The sequence below is a fragment of the Campylobacter concisus genome, from assembly GCF_002913225.1.
Taxonomy (GTDB): Bacteria; Campylobacterota; Campylobacteria; order Campylobacterales; family Campylobacteraceae; genus Campylobacter_A; species Campylobacter_A concisus_J.
Map to the genome: position 1 here is coordinate 36114 of NZ_PPAW01000003.1, position 16106 is coordinate 52219.

Below are 16106 nucleotides of genomic sequence, written 5' to 3' on the forward strand. Positions count from 1 at the left end.
CAAAAAGGGCTAAATTTAGACATTAAACCTAAAGTGCATCACATCGCCATCTTGCACGACGTAGTCTTTGCCTTCAAGTCTCATCTTGCCAGCCTCTTTGGCTCCATTTTCGCCGCCATGTGCGATGTAGTCATCATAGCTTATCACTTCAGCTCTGATAAAGCCTCTCTCAAAGTCGTTGTGGATGACGCTTGCTGCTTTTGGCGCTTTCCAGCCATTTGTGATCGTCCAAGCTCTAACTTCAACGACGCCAGCTGTGAAATAGCTTATTAAATTTAGCTTCGCAAAAGACGTTTTGATGATCTTCTCAAGTCCGCTCTCACTTGTGCCAAGAGATGCCAAAAACTCGTGAGCTTCTTCGTCGCTTAGACCTATTAGCTCCTCTTCGACTTTGGCGCAAAGTTTGATCACCTCGTGGTCTGAAGCTTTAGCGTACTCTTTTAGCGCTTTTACAAATTTATTATCTTCGCTAAGTCCCTCTTCATCGACATTTGCGCCATAAACTACCTCTTTTGCGCTTAGAAGTCTTAGCTCTTTGTTTAGCGCCAAAAATGCCTCGCTATCTCTTTGCTCAAAGCTACTTGCACTTTTGCCATCGTTTAGGTGAGCTAGAAGCAAATTTGCTATCTCAAGCGCCTCTTTTGCGCCTTTTGCATTTGCTTTTGCCTCTCTTGTGAGCTTTTCTATCTTTTTATTAAGCTGCTCGATGTCAGCTAGTATCAGCTCGGTTTGGATGATCTCGATGTCTCTTACTGGATCGACGCTACCCTCGACGTGAGTGATGTTCTCATCCTCAAAGCAGCGAACTATGTGAAGTATTAGCTCGGTCTCTCTGATGTTTGATAAAAATTTATTGCCAAGTCCCTCGCCAGAGCTTGCCCCTTTTACAAGGCCTGCGATATCGACAAATTCGATGGTTGAGTATTGAATTTTATTTGGATTTACGATCTTTGCAAGCTCGTTTAGGCGTTTATCAGGCACTGGCACGATGGCTTTGTTTGGCTCGATAGTGCAAAATGGATAGTTCGCACTCTCAGCGTTTTGCGCCTTTGTAAGTGCGTTAAATGTAGTTGATTTGCCCACATTTGGTAGGCCTACTATTCCAACTGAAAGTCCCATCAATCCTCCTTGCTAAGTGCTTGTAAAAAGTATAAATTCATCCTCACACCCGCTCCACTCGCACCTGTTTGGTTGTATCCCCAAGCCTTTTCGCGGTATGCTGGGCCTGCGATGTCAAGGTGTAGCCACTTATCTTTGTACTCATCTTTGATAAATTTAGCCAAAAACATGCCAGCCGTGATCGCGCCGCCATATCTACTTGAGGCACAGTTGCTAACGTCTGCGATCTGGCTTTTGATAAGCTCGCTAAGATAAGGGTTAAAATCAAGTATAGTCGCTAGCTCGCCGCTATCTTTTATCTTGTTTTTAAACTCGCTTTTTAGGCTCTCGCTGTTACCCATGATGCCTGTTGTGTATTCGCCAAGCCCCACCACGCAAGCGCCAGTTAGGGTTGCCATGTCGATTAGGATGTCTGGCTTAAAGTCTTGTGCGTAGCTTAGGCAGTCAGCCAAGACCAAACGTCCCTCTGCATCGGTGTTTCTCACCTCTATGCTAACACCACTTCTTGAAATTAGCACGTCATCAGGCTTATAAGCGTTGCCACCAATCATATTTTCAGTTGCGCCTAAAATGGCGTGAATTTCAAATGGTAAATTTAGCTCCGCTGCACCCTTTATGATGCCAAGAGCCGCTGCTGCGCCGCTTTTGTCTGACTTCATCGTTAGCATATAATCAGCCGGTTTCAAGCTAAGGCCGCCACTATCGTATGTTAGACCTTTGCCGACAAAGATGATGCGTTTTTTAGACTTTTTAGGCTTGTAGGTTAGGTGGATGAGCCTTGGTTTATGCACGCTTGCGCGGTTTACTGCCAAAAATGCGTTCATTTTTTCTTTTGCTAGAAATTTCTCGTCATAGACCTCGCACTTTATGCTCGCATGGCTTTTAGCTAAATTTTGCGCGTCCTGCGCCATCTTTTGTGGGGTGTAAATTTCTGGAATTTCATTTACGATATCTTTTGCAAAATTTGTAGCCTCAGCGATGATCACTGCTTCTTTAAAGCCCTCGTTTGCTGCCTTTAGATCGACCTTTTTGCCAGCAAATTCTTCAGTAGAAAAGATGATCTCTTTAAGGGTGTATCTCTCTTTTTTCTCTTTATACTTGTTAAATTCATAGCTTCCAAGCAAAAAGCCCTCAGCTAACGCCTCAAAGCTTAGTTTTTGGCACTGCGCTACGTAAGAAGCTAGTTTTATGCTCTTAATATTTAGCGATTTTAGCGCGTTATAAGCTTTAGCAGCCGCAAGCCTTAGCTCGTCAAATTCTAGCTTAGAAAGTGGCACGTAAGCCTTTTTTGCCTCGCTTAGGATAAGGACGCTCTCGCCTTTGTAATTGTTAAATTTAATAGCCTCTTTATCGCCTATAAATTTATGTTTTAAGTCCTTATCCACTATGAAAATTAGTTCAATATCAGCTTTTATGTCTTTTAATTTTTTATCAACTATTTGAAACTGCATGTCTTCTGTCTCTCCTTTCGTTTAAAATTTTATTTTCGATGCGCTTAAATGTATAAATCAAAAGCCCCATAAATATGGCAACCACTGGGATAGCGACATACCAGTGCTCTTTTGCTTTTTGCAAAAGCACAAGTATATGCTCGCCAAGTATCCAAGCAGGTATGGTGGTGATCGCCGCCCAGCACCAAGCGCTGATCAAATTTATAAAGGCATATTTTTTAGCATCATAGCCAGTAAGTCCTATGCAAAGCGGTAGGATGACACGAAAGCCATACATATAGCGTTGCAAAAAGATGATCGGCCAGCCGTATTTTTTCAGCATTATGTGCGCCACTGCAAATTTTCTCCGCTGCGTGTGAAGCCTTTTTGCGATGTATTTTTTATTGTAACGCCCTAAATAAAAGTAAATTTGATCCCCGACAAAGCCTCCAAGTCCAGCCACAAAGATAGCAAGCGCGATATGCATGTGCGTGGTGTGAGCGAGAATTCCAGCCATTATTAAGGCCATCTCGCCCTCCATGATACACCAGACAAAAAGTATGATGTAGCCGTACTCTTTAAGCAGCTCTATAAAAAACTCTTCCATTCTAAACCTCTAAAACACTGTAAATTTTAGTAAGCGACTTTAGCTTTTCGCTACCTTTTAGATCGACTAGATCTATTATAAAGCACGCTTCTACGCAGGTTGCATTAGTTTGATTGATAAGCTCAACTGAAGCCTTTGCAGTGCCTCCAGTGGCTATGAGATCGTCCATCAAAAGCACTCTTGCACCCACTTTTTCGCCAAAGGCGTCGATGTGAATTTGCACTTCATCTACGCCGTATTCTAGGCTATATTTTTGAGAAAGCGTGATAAAAGGTAGTTTTTTTGGCTTGCGAATAGGCACAAAAGGTAGCCTTAGTCTTGCTGCAAGCGCCGCGCCAAAGATAAAGCCTCGTGACTCGATACCAGCGATATAGTCGATATTTGCATCCTCATATCTAGCCACCAAATGATCTATCAAAAAGTTAAATGCCTCTTTGTTATTTAGTAGCGTCGTGATGTCGCGAAAAACTATGCCAGGCTTTGGAAAATCGTTTATGCAGCGAATAGAGTTTAGTAAAAATTCTTTGCCTTTTTGATCTAAAATTTTCATAAATTTCCTTAAATTTGAGGTTATAGTAGCGCTTCGATCTTGCCTTCAAGCTCACGAATGCGTTGTCTTAGCTTGTCGTTTTCTAGGCGGTACTGGGAATTTCTTGTGCGAAGTGAGGTTACGTCGTTTTTAGTTTTGTTTAGCTCGTCTGTCAAGATGTCGATGTTGCCTAGACTTCGTTGGAGTTGGATCTGAAATTTTCTTATGACGACCTCGGTGTCTTGGAGGTTGTTTTTCATAAAATCTTTTGTCGCACGCTCTTTTTTTAGAAGCGTTTTAAAGTAAAAAACCATGACGGTTAGGTAGATCGCAGCACAAACAAGAGCAGTAAAAACGATCCACTCGCCTATCATTTGCCTGCCTCAAGCTCTATTTTTTTGACTCGTCTTTCGTGTCTGCCACCTGCAAACTCAGTCTTTAAAAAGGCTTCAGCCGCCGAGATAGCAACGCCTGCGCCGATAACCCTTGCGCCAAAAGCGATGACATTTGCGTCGTTGTGCTCTCTGGCAAGCCTTGCGGTAAATTCGTCGTGACAAAGGGCACACCTTACGTTTTCATGCCTGTTTGCAGCGATTGAGATGCCAATGCCTGTGCCACAAACTAGCACGCCGTAGCAGTTAGGCTCAAGCTTGCTCGCTAACAAATGCGCATAATCAGGGTAATCAACGCTATTTTTATCGTTTGTACCAAGATCAACCACTTCGTATCCAAGCCCTTTAATGGCCTCTTTAAGCTCGTTTTTTAGCTCAAAACCAGCGTGATCGCTAGCTAAGAAAACTTTGTCTATCTTCATGAAAAGTCCGTTAAATTTTTTGTTGATTATAGTCAAAGTTGCATTAAAATAAAATTTTACTCTCAGCCAAAATGAAGCTATAATTTACCAAAAATTTAAAGGAGAAAATATGAAAAAAGCACTCTTTTTAGTGGCTTCTACGCTAGCCTTTGCAAATGAAAATTTGATAGAGATATACACAGATCAAACCATCATCACTCAAAAATTTAGTGACGCAAATAGCTCTTTTAGCGCCTTTGTGCCAGAGGGTGTGCAGAGTGAGAACATCACTATAAATGGAGATTGTGACGCGAATGCTTATCTAAAAAAGATCAGCGAAGAAAATAGCCCAAGTTACATAAAATGGAAGCAAGAAGTTGCAAATTTAAATAACAAGCTTGAGGCGCTAAATGCAAGAGGTAGGTTTATAGAGCAAGCTTTAGTAGAAGAAAACAAAAGTAACGATGTGACAAAAAGAGCTGATGAGTTTTATAAATTTAGCCTAGAAAATATCGAGAAAATTTCAGCTGCTAAAAGTGAGCTTGAAGCGCTTAAGGAAAACGAGCCAAAGAGCGAGATGGCTGGATTTTTGCAGCTTGATATGAAATTTGCTTGCAGTCCAAAAGAGGCGACGCTATCATACATGGATGATGAGGCACCAAAGACGCTAAATGAAATTTATGCAGATACAAAAAACAAAAATATCTTGATAAAACAAGAAATTTTACTCACCAACCCATTTGCCAGTGATGTTAAAAATTTAAAGCTCGCTATCTATCCAACCAGATATCAAAAGGCGCTTGCTCCAAGCAAGTTTTACCCTTGGTATGAGGAGAGTGAGGCAGAGGCTGATGGTTACGGCGCTTCAAAAAATATGCTAAGAGCCGCAAAAGTCACCGCTGAGGTCGCTGATATGCGTGTGCAAAGAGATGAGAATGAGTTTGCCAAAATTTGGAAGATAGATGGGATAAATTTAGCAAAAGGCGAGAGTAAATATATAACTTACGACACGCAAAAAATGGATGCAAATTTTAGCGTTTTTGCTGATTTTTACGGCTCGCTAAAGGCATATAACGTAGCTAGCTTTAAGCTAAATGATGATCTAACGCCAGCTAAAACGCAGTTTTACGTTAATGGTGTGAGTGTTGGCAGTCCAAGTGAGTTTGAGATGAAAGCTAAAGATGAGCCAGTGCAGCTATTTTTGGGACAAAACGAGCTAATCGAGCTTAAAAAAGAGCGATTAAATAAATTTAAAAAGAGCTCGCTTCTTGGCAAAGAGCGAATAAGCGAAGAGGGCTATGAGATAAGTGTCAAAAATAACTCAAGTAAAAGTGTCGATGTCACTTTGGTTGATCGCGTGCCAGTATCTGCTGATGAGGCTGTAAAGGTCGAGATAAAGGGATTTGATAAAAAAGATATCAGCAAGGATGGCAAGGTGGAGCTTAAATTTAGCCTCGCACCAAAAGAGGAATTTAAAAAAGAGTACTCTTATAAGATCACAAAGCCAAAAATTTAGAGCAAATTTGCTCTAAATTTAGCCATTTATAAAGGCGCTTGCGATATCTAAAACGTATCTTGTCGGATAAAAGATAGTATCTTTTAAAGGCGAGACGAGGATGATGATAAGGATGACAAAGCCATATCGCGAGATGCCCTCAAGCTTCTCAGCTAGTGCGTGAAAGCCAAAATTTCTAAGCGTGTACTGGGTCGCGTGAAAGCCATCAAGTGGCGGGATCGGATAGAGGTTAAATATAGCTAACATCAAATTTAAAAGCGCAAGCGTAAATAAAAACTGAAGTAAAATTTCAAAGGTTTCTATATTTAATAGAGCCTTTAGCACAAAAAGCGACAAGATGCCTAGGATGATGTTATAGCAAATGCCAGCTAGACTTACGTAGATAGCTGCCTTGTAGCCACCATTTCGCACGACTGTGTAGGTATTTACAGGCACTGGTTTTGCCCAGCCAAACATCATACCAGTGCTTAGATAAAGCACCAGTGGCACGATGATAGTGCCAACAAGGTCGATGTGTTTTATGGGATTTATGCTAAGTCTGCCAAGATTTTTTGCTGTGTTGTCGCCAAATTTATAAGCGACATATCCGTGCGCGATCTCGTGACCGACGATGGCGATTATTAAAGAGATGACGATAGTGGCGACTTTTATGGGGTCAAAATTAGTGAAGTCCATCAACTTCTCCTTCTTTTAAAGCTTGTTTTGTGAAAAACTCATCATTTTCTATCGTATCTACAAAGCGTCCGATACGCTCCCAGCGAACATTGTAGTTATTATCCCAGCTAAAATATATAAACCAAGGCTGTCCAACTATATCTTTGTAAGCCACGCTTCCCCAAAAACGGCTATCGTTTGAGTGGTCGCGGTTGTCGCCTATCATAAAGTACTCATCTTTTGGCACTTTGACGTAAAAAGCGTTAAAGTTAAAATTTGGATTTTGCGGTAGTGAGCTAATGAGCGCTGGCTTCATAAAAACGTTTGATTTGTTTGTATTTAGCATGAAAACCATCTGCTCAAATAAATTTACATTTTCATCGTAGTGGATGCCGCTAAATCTATATGGCTCTTTTATGAAAAGCTTGCCATCAAGCTCGACAACATCGCTACATGAGTAGCCAAATTTACTCTCTTTGCCGTTTAAATTTTCACGGCAGTTTGCCTTTATAAAGCTATCTCCCTCTTTTGGGCGTAGATAGAGGGCTTTTTCAGTAAAGACGATCTCGTCCTCGCTGGTTGCAAAGCAGCGCTTTACAAAGTGAGTTTTTTCATCGTTTGGATAGCGAAATACGACTATATCGCCCCTTGCAGGACCATCGCCTGTGATGAGGTGACCATTGCCATTTAGCTCAGGTAAAATTTTCACCTCAAGCCATGGAATTCTTGGTGTTGGTATGCCATAAACATACTTTTTAGCAAATAAAAAATCCCCAACCAAAAGCGTGTTTTTCATCGAACCAGACGGGATCACAAAGGCTTGAGCTACAAAGAAAATGACAAGCAAAACGATGATAACCGTGCCTGTCCAGCTCGAGCAAAAGTCATAAAATTTAGTAAAAGCTCTCTTCATTATCTCACTCTTTAATTTTTAGCTATCTTTGCTTGTGCAGCAAGGATGGTGTTGTTTAAAAGCATGGCTATGGTCATCGGACCAACGCCGCCAGGAACAGGCGTGATGTATGAGCATTTTGGTGCGATCTCTTCAAAATCCACATCGCCCACAAGCCTGCCATCATCAAGTCTGTTTATGCCCACATCAACGACTACTGCGCCATCTTTTACCATATCAGCCTTTAAGAAAAATGGCTTGCCAATGGCAGCAACGATGAGGTCAGCATTTTTGCAAATTTCTTTTAAATTTTTAGTCTTGCTATGTGTCACTGTAACCGTTGCAGAGGCATTTAGGAGCAAATTTGCCATAGGTTTGCCAACGATGTTGCTTCTGCCAATCACCACTGAATTTAGCCCAGCTACATCTATGCCATACTCTTTTAAAATCTCCATCACGCCAAGGGGTGTGCAAGGCACGAAGCCATCAAGCCCGCTAACAAGTTTGCCAACATTTACAGCGTGAAAACCATCTACATCTTTTCGTGGATCGATCGCTGCGAGCACGACGTTTGTATCGATGTGCTTTGGCAGTGGTAGCTGAACCAAGATGCCATGGATGCTATCGTCTAAATTTAGCACGTTTATAAGGGCAAGTAGCTCGTTTTGAGTTGTATTTTCACTTAGACGGTGAGCCACGCTTTTTATGCCGTATTCGTTGCAGGCTTTCTCTTTGGCTCTAACGTATGTTTGAGATGCCTTATCTTCACCGACCAAGACGACGGCCAAGGTTGGCTCGACACCAAATTTCTTTAGCTCATCAGCTCTTACTTTTACGCTTTCTTTGACCTTTAAAGATACGGCTTTTCCGTCTAAAATTTTCATATTCGATCCTTACTTAAAAGCTTTTTTAATCACAAGGGTGGTATCATACCTAAAAATAAATTAAATTTTTAAAAGAGAGGTTTATGAGGTCTGTTTTTTTGATTTTGCTTTTTTGCGTGGCGATTTTTGGTGCTGATTTTATCACAAAGACCGAGTACGCCAAGATGCTCTACCTAAATCCGCGTGGCATAGGCTGTGATAAATGTCACGGCGCAAAGGGCGAGGGCAGCCTAATCTCTAAATACAAGCACTTTGACAAAAAAGCAAACAAAACGGTCGATGATGAGCTTAGGGCGCCAAAGATAAATGATATAGACTTTGAAAGCTTTAAAGCAGCTCTAACAAAGCCAAAAGGCGTCATGCCAAGCTACTTTTTGACAGACGAGGAGACAACAATCCTTTATGAATACATCACAAATCAGATGAAACCTCCTGCAAAAGCGGCAAAAGTAGCACCTAAAAATTTAGCTAAGCCAGTCGCTCCTGCTACTACGCAAAAACAGCCAGAACCTGCCAAAGCTGCCCCAAGCGCACAAACTGCAGAGCCAGCCAAGAGCGCTCCTGCAAAACCAGCTGAGCCTGTAAAGCCAGCTAACACGCAGGCACCAAAGTCACCAGCAAAGCCAGTAACAAATCAAAAAGATAATCAAAAGACAAATTTAAAAACACAAAATCAAAAGGATAAAAAATGACAAATAAAGAGGCATTTAGCGAAGCTAAAAAATATATCCCAGGTGGCGTAAATTCACCTGTTCGTGCATTTGGCAGTGTTGGAGGCGAGCCTGTGATGATAGATCATGCTAGGGGAGCTTATCTATACGACGTCGAGGGCAAAAAGTACCTTGACTTCATCCAAAGCTGGGGTCCGCTCATCTTTGGTCACTGCGACAAAGACATAGAAGAAGCGATCATCTCTGCTGTAAAACAAGGCGTTTCTTACGGCGCTCCCTCTCCAAAAGAGACCGCTCTAGCAAAGCTAATATGCGATGAGTTTAAACAAATAGATAAAATTCGCTTCGTTAGCTCTGGCACTGAGGCTACCATGAGCGCTATCAGAGTGGCTAGAGGATATGCTAAAAAAGACGGACTTATCAAATTTGAAGGCTGCTACCACGGACACAGCGACGCACTTCTTATCAAAGCAGGAAGTGGCGCTACGACATACGGCAACGCTTCAAGCGGCGGCGTGCCACAAGATGTTGTGAAAAACACATTTTTAGCTATCTACAACGATATAGAGAGTGTAAAAGCCATCTTTGAGAACAATAAAGATAAGATAGGTGTCGTCATAATCGAGCCTATCGCTGGAAATATGGGGCTTGTGCCAGCTGATAAGAAATTCTTGCAGGAGCTTAGGGCGCTTTGCGATAAATTTGGCGCAGTGCTTATACTTGATGAGGTTATGAGCGGTTTTAGGGCTTCTCGCCTTGGCTCATATCCATTTCACGAAGTGGATGCCGATCTTGTCACATTTGGCAAAGTTATAGGCGGAGGCATGAACGTCGCTGCATTTGGCGGTAAGGCTAAGATCATGGACTGCCTAAGCCCAGAGGGCGCTGTATATCAAGCGGGCACGCTAAGTGGCAACCCAGTGGCGATGAGCGCTGGTATAGCGGCTATTTCTAAGATAAATAGCGATGTAAATTTATACGCTAGACTTGAAAAATTAGCTAAAAAACTAATGGACGGCTTTAAAGAGGCAGCAAAGAGCGCTGGTATCGCTATACAAACCGAGGTTCGTGGCTCGATGTTTGGCTACTTTTTTACAGATCACGTTGTGAAAAACTACGACGATGCGCTAAAGAGCGACACAAAACTCTTTGCTAAATTTCACCAAGCGATGCTTAGACGCGGAATTTATCTTGCACCTAGTCAGTTTGAGACGGGATTTATCTGCGATGCGATGAGTGAAGCGGATATCGATCTAGCGGTAAATGCAGCTAAAGAGGCATTTATGGAGATAAAAGCTTAATGTCAAAATTTAAGATAAAAGATATCGTAGCAGGTGCTGAGCAGCTAAGTCTTGGTATATCTATGGTCGTGGCTGTGGTGATCGGCACTGGGCTAGGATATCTTGTAAAAAAGGCTACAAATTTCACGCCAGCGCTTTGGATAGGGCTTGCCTTTGGCATCGCAGCTGCCATTTTAAATGTCTATAAAGCCTACAAAGCGCAGGTTAAAAGCTTAGATGAGCTAAAAGACGAGGCTAGATATAAAGGCTACACAAAAGACGATGATGACGAGGACGATTAGCAGGCTTTTTATTTGCTACTTTGCGCTTTGGATAGCCCTTAGCGTCGTTGGCAAATTTATATCAAATCAATTTTTTATAAGCTCGCAAATTTCATTTTTTGCCTCGCTTATCATCCTAACGGCTAGCTTTTTTGCCTATAAAAATCGCATAAACTCAAGGCTAGAAAATGCAAGAGATGAAATTTTAGCCAATATAGAAGAAGAGGACGAAGAGGATGATGAAATTTTGCCCCAAAATGAGGCAAAAGAGTTTAGCCTAAAAGATGAAAAGGCAAGGCTAAAAAAGCAGAAATTTTCATTTAAAGATAGAAGCTTTGCAGCAGCTTTTATGCCTTATCGCTTGGTTGCGTATGCGATACTTTTTTTTGGATTTATATTTTTAAAAAATGAAAATTTACTAAACGTGCCTGGCTTTTTAGTGGGGCTTGCTCCGATGCCTATTGGAGCTTTTATCTTTGGGATAATGCAAAATAATTTAAGAAAGGACGCAGATGGCAAGTAGTTTTAGGATCATTCGCTCGATGGGGCCGCTATTTTTGGGCATGAGCCTGCTTTTTATAGGCAATGGCCTAGTCATCGCATCTTGTAGTGCGCTTCTTAAGCAAAATGGCGTAGGCGAGCTTGCGATTGGACTAATTAACACTGGATTTTTTATAGGAGCGTTAATTAGCACGATCACAGCGCACAGGATCATCTCAACCACTGGTCACATCAGAGCTTTTGCTATCTTTTCAGCTATATTTGCAGTCTCAGCCATGCTTCACGCCATAAGTGAAAATTTGATCTTTTGGGCGATTTTGCGAGCATTTTTGGGATATTGCTACTACGCACTTTTGATGGTTATAGAAAGCTGGCTAAACGCTAAAATTCCAAACAAGATAAGATCGCGCGTCATCGCCTTTTACGAGTGCGTTTTCTACACAAGTTTTGGACTTGGAATTTTGATCTTAGCGCTTGATCTTAGCGCATTTGAAATTTTCATCATCAGTGCAGCCTTTATCATGCTCTCAAGCATACCTTTAAATTTAATCCGCATCAACCAGCCTCAAATCCCGCAGCGCCAACCCATAAACATCCCAAAAATTTTTGGTATCGTCCCGCTAGCACTCGTGGGAGCGCTCGTTGCAGGGCTTGCGATAAATGGCTTTTTTTCTATGGCAAGCCTCTTTGTCTTGCTTCAAGGATATAGCGCAAAAGAGGCGTCATTTTTTATGACTATAGCGATGGCTGGAGGCTTTTTGGCTCAAACATTTATCGGAGGCTTTTCAGATAAATATGGCAGACGCCCAGCGCTCTTGCTTTGTAGCGTTGTATCTTTAATCAGTGCGGTTTTATTTTTGCTAAATGGCTCAAATTTGATCGTTCAATACATACTTTCATTTTTCTTTGGCGGCGGCATTTTTTGTACATACGGACTTTCGCTTGCTAGGGCAAATGATGAGATCACAGACAAGACAAAGAGCGTCCAAGTGGCACGCGCGCTGCTTTTTAGCTACTCTTTTGCATCGCTTTTCTCGCCGCTTCTTATGAGCTATGCGATGAAAATTTTTGGTGCATTTGGCTTTATCTATGTCTATTTGGTGCTTTATGTTGGGCTCATTTTATTTGCACTAACGCAAAAGACTATACCGCAGCACATGAGAAAAGACTACAACGACAGGCTTGTCGCAAGGACGGCTGGTATCGCGACTATTCAGCAAAATGGCAATTTTGCCGATAGAGAAAATAAAAAGTAGAAAATGGACGTAGCAAATTCTCTAAATATATCAAACACCTCGGTTCAAACTGGGCAAAATGCCGCCCAAAACGCACCTGTCCGCAAAAATGAAGGCTCGCTTTTTAAAAACCAGCCAGCTGGGACGCCAAGTGAGCAGACCGTTTCAAACGCCCTTGATAACGTTGGTAAGCTAGTTGCAAGGGTGCTTGATGATCTAAAAAGCGCTTCAAGCCTTAGTAAAGCAGAGCAAATTTTATCTCAGGCAAAAGATACTAAGATCGCTCCAAATTTAGCTAGCGAGCTCTCAGACCTTGCAAAAAGCCTAGAGGTAGAAGCTGCGCAAAATGAAAGCCCTGAGATAAAGAGCCTTGCGCTAAAACTAAAAGAATTTCTAAAGCCAATAGCAGATCTCAAAGCTGGCTCGCTAAATGATCAGATCAAAAACTCTGGCGTCATGCTTGAAGCAAATTTAAAAGATGCGCTTACTCCAGAGAAGCTGCCAAGCTCGATACAAAAGCTACTAAGCGATATAAAAAATCTCTCAAATCAAAATTTACTTAGTCAAATTTTAACTCTAAATGATGAGAGCTTGGATAATCAAAACTCATTTATGAAGCTTACTTCGATGCTTGAAAAAGCGAGCGGTGATGCTAAAAACATCCTTGATAACTCAAGCATAAAAACGCTTTTGAAAGATGTGGATAAGCTTGATAATGTGGCTAAATTTCTAGATAAAAACTTCTCAAAAGATCAAAGCGGAGATATGATAAAAAACCAGATCGGCAAGATGGAGAATTTCATCTCAAATTTAAGCGAAAAGGTAGCAAATTTAGCGAGTGAAAAGCTAAATCAAAGTGTGGCTTTTAGCTCAAACCACAAAGAGTTAAAAGCTATCCTTGAAAACCTAAAAAACGATCTAAAAATGCTAAATAACATAGGCGATGAGGCTGGGCTTGTAAAGGCGTTTAATGAGGTTAGCGACGTCTCAAAAGAGGGCAGTTTGCAAGATAAGCTCCAAAGTGCAGCTAGACGCCTAGCTCACAGCCTAAGTCTAGCAGATCCAGAAGCAAGCACAGCTAAAAGTGATCTAGCCGAAAGTAAGGCGCTTTTAAAGCAGCTAAAACTAGCCACAAATGATATAAATAACATCACGACAAAGAGCCAGAGTGAAATTTCAAAGGTGCTAAATCAAGATGTAAAAAGCACGCTTTTAAACATAAGTGAAAAGAGCCAAAACGCCCAAACCGTAAATGCTGCAAACAAGATGATCTCGCAGATCGAGATGCATCAGATGGTCTCAAGCTTGCAAGGAGGCATACAAACTTATATGCCATACATCTGGGACGGCGTGGAGGGCGGAAATGTCGCATTTAAACAGGGCAAAAAGGATAAATTTTATGCCCAGATCGATCTAAATTTTAAGAAATTTGGCCAGATAAATGTGATGGTGGGGCTTGTGGATAAACGTTATATCGATCTATCGGTGGCAACGCAGACAAATGAGTTTAAAGAGCTCATTTTATCTAGCTCAAGCGAGCTAAAGCAAGCGATCTCAAAGCTTGGACTAATCGTTTCAAATTTTAACATCAAAACCTTGCCAAAGGTGAAGCTAAACGATAGATTTAAAAATTTTGGCGGCCTTGATGTGGGCTTTGATAAGAAAATTTGATGCAAGTAAATAAGAAAAAAGCCGTCGCTCTTGGCTACAACAGATCGCAAGATAACGCTCCAAAGGTGCTTGCAAGCGGCGCTGGCGAGATAGCAAACAAGATAATAAGCCTTGCAAAAGAGCATGACATACCGATCAAAGAGGATCCTGATCTCATTGAAATTTTAAGCAAGGTCGAGGTCGATCAAGAGATACCGCCAAATTTATATAAAGCGGTGGCCGAGATATTTAGCTTTTTATATAAGATCACAAATAAAAAGTAAATATTGCACTTTAATGGTGCTATAATCTCAAAATTAAGGAAATTTAAACATTAAAAAGGAGGTATTATGAAAATTTCATCAAAAGTGACGATGATGATCGTCTCGTCCCTACTGGTGCTTGGAGCCATCTTAGTATTTCTAAACATTTACGAGCAAAACAAAGCGATAGAATTTTCCACCAAACAGCTGACTGAAACGATCTTGGCCGACAAAAGGGCAGCTTTAAGTGAAGAGATGGATATTGTTTCAAACATTTTGCTAAAAATTCAAGAGGTCTATGACGACGCAAACGAGACTATAGAAGATCAAAAAGAAGATATCATCGACTATCTCTCAAAGGCTAGATTTGGCGATGATAAAAAGGGATACTTTAGTATCTACACTACAAAAGGTGTGGTTATCTCTAGTCCTGGGGTGCCTGAGTATAACGGTCTTGATAGACTTGAAGCAACTGACGCAGATGGCTATAAATACATAAAAGATCTTATGCAAAAAGCCTCAGAAAATAGCGAGGGCGCTTTTGTAAATTTTGTAGCTAAAGCAAAAGATGGCTCAACGACTAGAAAGATAGGAAAAGGGCTAAAACTAAACCTCTTTCATGAAGATGTAGTGCTGATGTCTGTTGTTAATCTTGAGGGTATGCATAAAGAGATAGATAAAATTTCAGCCACTATGCAAAATGATGCCAATGCAAACACTACAAATTTCATCGTCATAGCCGTAGTAGTTTTAATCATCTCACTAATAGTTGCCATGCTTTATTCTAAAATTTCTATCACAAAACCGCTAAATGAGCTAATCTTGCGAGCTACAAACCTCTCAAGCGGCGATGGCGATCTAACAAGAAAACTAGAAGTTGTAGGCAAAGATGAGATAGCAAAGGCAAGCGAAGCTATAAATAAATTTATAGAAAAAGTAAGGGTTTTAATCTCGGAGGCAAAAGATATCTCAAATGAAAATAGCTCCATCGCAAATGAGCTTAGCTCAACCTCAGTCCAAACTGGTCGCGGGGTAGAAAACTCAAGCAAGATAGTTGAGGCCGCTGGGAAGGATTGCACTGAGATACAATCATATATGAAAGAGTCAATCGAAGTTGCAAAAGGCGGCAAAGATGACCTTCAAAAGGCGCTAACCTACGTTGATGAGACCTTAAATACCATCTCAAATTTATCTTCAGAGATCGCTCAGACATCAGATATAGAAAACCAAATGGCTGGCAAGATCGAGCAGCTTAGCCGTGATGCCGAGCAGGTAAAATCAGTCCTTGTGGTTATCAATGACATAGCAGATCAGACAAATTTACTAGCCCTTAATGCAGCCATCGAAGCAGCACGTGCAGGTGAGCATGGACGTGGCTTTGCAGTCGTTGCAGATGAGGTTAGAAAGCTAGCTGAGCGCACTCAAAAGAGCCTCACTGAGATAAACGCAACTATCAACGTCATCGTTCAAGCGATAAATGAAAGTAGCGAGCAAATGAGTATAAACTCAAGGCAAATAAGCGAGCTAACAGGCGTGGCAAACAACGCGCAAAACACCATAAGAGATATGAGTGGTATCATGAGATCAGCCATAGGACTATCTGATAAAACTATCGAGGACTATATAAAGACTGGTAAGGATATTGACGATATAGTAAAAAGCATGGAGGGCATAAGTCAAATTTCGTCTCAAAGTGCAAGAAGCGTAGAAGAGATAGCTTCAGCTGCTGAGCATCTAAACAAGATGACAGATACGCTAAATGCAAAACTTGGCGAATTTAGAACTTGATTTGTGTGGTAAA

Annotated in this window: 17 protein-coding genes and 1 pseudogene; 9 read left to right on the plus strand and 9 right to left on the minus strand. The window is 41.3% G+C overall.

Annotation, left to right across the window (positions count from 1 at the left end; translation table 11 throughout):
* Window positions 1-15: 15 nt before the first annotated feature.
* The 6 genes from ychF to rpiB are packed head-to-tail and all read right to left on the minus strand — an operon-like array spanning window position 16 to window position 4499.
* Entirely contained in the window at window positions 16-1119 is a 1104-nt protein-coding gene (ychF, locus tag CYP26_RS00440) for a redox-regulated ATPase YchF (protein WP_103567280.1), read from the minus strand.
* Complete coding sequence (locus CYP26_RS00445) at window positions 1119-2570, minus strand: leucyl aminopeptidase (protein ID WP_103629962.1); 1452 nt, start codon at window positions 2568-2570, stop codon at window positions 1119-1121. The genes ychF and CYP26_RS00445 overlap by 1 nt, the downstream gene beginning before the upstream one ends.
* Window positions 2551-3156: a DedA family protein gene (locus tag CYP26_RS00450; protein ID WP_103629963.1), complete on the minus strand. Its 606-nt coding sequence runs from the start codon at window positions 3154-3156 to the stop codon at window positions 2551-2553. Before CYP26_RS00450 ends, CYP26_RS00445 begins: the two co-directional genes overlap by 20 nt.
* A gap of 1 nt (window position 3157) precedes the next feature.
* Window positions 3158-3706 (minus strand): adenine phosphoribosyltransferase, encoded by a 549-nt coding sequence (gene apt, locus CYP26_RS00455; RefSeq protein ID WP_103629964.1) that lies wholly within the window; start codon window positions 3704-3706, stop codon window positions 3158-3160.
* Window positions 3707-3726: 20 nt separating this feature from the next.
* Entirely contained in the window at window positions 3727-4059 is a 333-nt protein-coding gene (locus CYP26_RS00460) for a hypothetical protein (protein WP_002939538.1), read from the minus strand.
* On the minus strand, window positions 4056-4499 hold the full coding sequence (rpiB, locus tag CYP26_RS00465) for a ribose 5-phosphate isomerase B (protein ID WP_103612325.1): 444 nt from the start codon (window positions 4497-4499) through the stop codon (window positions 4056-4058). Before rpiB ends, CYP26_RS00460 begins: the two co-directional genes overlap by 4 nt.
* A gap of 109 nt (window positions 4500-4608) precedes the next feature.
* Here rpiB and CYP26_RS00470 point away from each other — a divergent pair, with 109 nt between their 5' ends.
* The gene (locus CYP26_RS00470) at window positions 4609-5994 is read left to right on the plus strand and encodes a DUF4139 domain-containing protein (RefSeq protein WP_103629965.1); all 1386 of its coding nucleotides are present in this window, start codon (window positions 4609-4611) and stop codon (window positions 5992-5994) included.
* Between the two features lie 18 nt (window positions 5995-6012).
* Here CYP26_RS00470 and CYP26_RS00475 read toward each other — a convergent pair whose 3' ends face one another.
* Genes CYP26_RS00475 through folD form a run of 3 tightly spaced genes read right to left on the minus strand, consistent with a single transcriptional unit; the run spans window position 6013 to window position 8424 of the window.
* Entirely contained in the window at window positions 6013-6669 is a 657-nt protein-coding gene (locus tag CYP26_RS00475) for a site-2 protease family protein (RefSeq protein ID WP_103629966.1), read from the minus strand.
* On the minus strand, window positions 6656-7561 hold the full coding sequence (lepB, locus tag CYP26_RS00480; protein ID WP_103629967.1) for a signal peptidase I: 906 nt from the start codon (window positions 7559-7561) through the stop codon (window positions 6656-6658). Before lepB ends, CYP26_RS00475 begins: the two co-directional genes overlap by 14 nt.
* Window positions 7562-7572: 11 nt before the next feature.
* The gene (folD, locus tag CYP26_RS00485; RefSeq protein WP_103629968.1) at window positions 7573-8424 is read right to left on the minus strand and encodes a bifunctional methylenetetrahydrofolate dehydrogenase/methenyltetrahydrofolate cyclohydrolase FolD; all 852 of its coding nucleotides are present in this window, start codon (window positions 8422-8424) and stop codon (window positions 7573-7575) included.
* Window positions 8425-8507: 83 nt separating this feature from the next.
* On the opposite strand from folD, the pseudogene CYP26_RS10205 reads away from it, so the two are divergent.
* The 8 genes and pseudogenes from CYP26_RS10205 to CYP26_RS00525 form a co-directional block, all read left to right on the plus strand.
* Window positions 8508-8843: pseudogene (locus CYP26_RS10205) on the plus strand (c-type cytochrome); the annotation flags it as partial.
* Between the two features lie 269 nt (window positions 8844-9112).
* Window positions 9113-10396: a glutamate-1-semialdehyde 2,1-aminomutase gene (gene hemL / locus CYP26_RS00495; RefSeq protein WP_103629970.1), complete on the plus strand. Its 1284-nt coding sequence runs from the start codon at window positions 9113-9115 to the stop codon at window positions 10394-10396.
* Window positions 10396-10677: an AtpZ/AtpI family protein gene (locus CYP26_RS00500; RefSeq protein WP_103629971.1), complete on the plus strand. Its 282-nt coding sequence runs from the start codon at window positions 10396-10398 to the stop codon at window positions 10675-10677. The genes hemL and CYP26_RS00500 overlap by 1 nt, the downstream gene beginning before the upstream one ends.
* Complete coding sequence (locus CYP26_RS00505; protein ID WP_258031350.1) at window positions 10661-11179, plus strand: hypothetical protein; 519 nt, start codon at window positions 10661-10663, stop codon at window positions 11177-11179. Before CYP26_RS00500 ends, CYP26_RS00505 begins: the two co-directional genes overlap by 17 nt.
* The gene (locus tag CYP26_RS00510) at window positions 11169-12413 is read left to right on the plus strand and encodes an MFS transporter (RefSeq protein ID WP_103629973.1); all 1245 of its coding nucleotides are present in this window, start codon (window positions 11169-11171) and stop codon (window positions 12411-12413) included. Before CYP26_RS00505 ends, CYP26_RS00510 begins: the two co-directional genes overlap by 11 nt.
* Before the next feature lie 3 nt (window positions 12414-12416).
* Window positions 12417-14063 (plus strand): flagellar hook-length control protein FliK, encoded by a 1647-nt coding sequence (locus CYP26_RS00515; RefSeq protein ID WP_103629974.1) that lies wholly within the window; start codon window positions 12417-12419, stop codon window positions 14061-14063.
* On the plus strand, window positions 14060-14326 hold the full coding sequence (locus tag CYP26_RS00520; RefSeq protein ID WP_223227339.1) for a FlhB-like flagellar biosynthesis protein: 267 nt from the start codon (window positions 14060-14062) through the stop codon (window positions 14324-14326). Before CYP26_RS00515 ends, CYP26_RS00520 begins: the two co-directional genes overlap by 4 nt.
* Window positions 14327-14392: 66 nt before the next feature.
* On the plus strand, window positions 14393-16093 hold the full coding sequence (locus CYP26_RS00525) for a methyl-accepting chemotaxis protein (RefSeq protein WP_103629975.1): 1701 nt from the start codon (window positions 14393-14395) through the stop codon (window positions 16091-16093).
* Window positions 16094-16106 lie beyond the last annotated feature (13 nt).

Bases quoted from the DNA above. Each gene is read 5' to 3' on its own strand.
- ychF (WP_103567280.1), bottom strand. From the start codon at position 1,119: ATGGGACTTTCAGTTGGAATAGTAGGCCTACCAAATGTGGGCAAATCA.
- CYP26_RS00445 (WP_103629962.1), bottom strand. From the start codon at position 2,570: ATGCAGTTTCAAATAGTTGATAAAAAATTAAAAGACATAAAAGCTGAT.
- CYP26_RS00450 (WP_103629963.1), bottom strand. From the start codon at position 3,156: ATGGAAGAGTTTTTTATAGAGCTGCTTAAAGAGTACGGCTACATCATA.
- apt (WP_103629964.1), bottom strand. From the start codon at position 3,706: ATGAAAATTTTAGATCAAAAAGGCAAAGAATTTTTACTAAACTCTATT.
- CYP26_RS00460 (WP_002939538.1), bottom strand. From the start codon at position 4,059: ATGATAGGCGAGTGGATCGTTTTTACTGCTCTTGTTTGTGCTGCGATC.
- rpiB (WP_103612325.1), bottom strand. From the start codon at position 4,499: ATGAAGATAGACAAAGTTTTCTTAGCTAGCGATCACGCTGGTTTTGAG.
- CYP26_RS00470 (WP_103629965.1), top strand. From the start codon at position 4,609: ATGAAAAAAGCACTCTTTTTAGTGGCTTCTACGCTAGCCTTTGCAAAT.
- CYP26_RS00475 (WP_103629966.1), bottom strand. From the start codon at position 6,669: ATGGACTTCACTAATTTTGACCCCATAAAAGTCGCCACTATCGTCATC.
- lepB (WP_103629967.1), bottom strand. From the start codon at position 7,561: ATGAAGAGAGCTTTTACTAAATTTTATGACTTTTGCTCGAGCTGGACA.
- folD (WP_103629968.1), bottom strand. From the start codon at position 8,424: ATGAAAATTTTAGACGGAAAAGCCGTATCTTTAAAGGTCAAAGAAAGC.
- hemL (WP_103629970.1), top strand. From the start codon at position 9,113: ATGACAAATAAAGAGGCATTTAGCGAAGCTAAAAAATATATCCCAGGT.
- CYP26_RS00500 (WP_103629971.1), top strand. From the start codon at position 10,396: ATGTCAAAATTTAAGATAAAAGATATCGTAGCAGGTGCTGAGCAGCTA.
- CYP26_RS00505 (WP_258031350.1), top strand. From the start codon at position 10,661: ATGACGAGGACGATTAGCAGGCTTTTTATTTGCTACTTTGCGCTTTGG.
- CYP26_RS00510 (WP_103629973.1), top strand. From the start codon at position 11,169: ATGGCAAGTAGTTTTAGGATCATTCGCTCGATGGGGCCGCTATTTTTG.
- CYP26_RS00515 (WP_103629974.1), top strand. From the start codon at position 12,417: ATGGACGTAGCAAATTCTCTAAATATATCAAACACCTCGGTTCAAACT.
- CYP26_RS00525 (WP_103629975.1), top strand. From the start codon at position 14,393: ATGAAAATTTCATCAAAAGTGACGATGATGATCGTCTCGTCCCTACTG.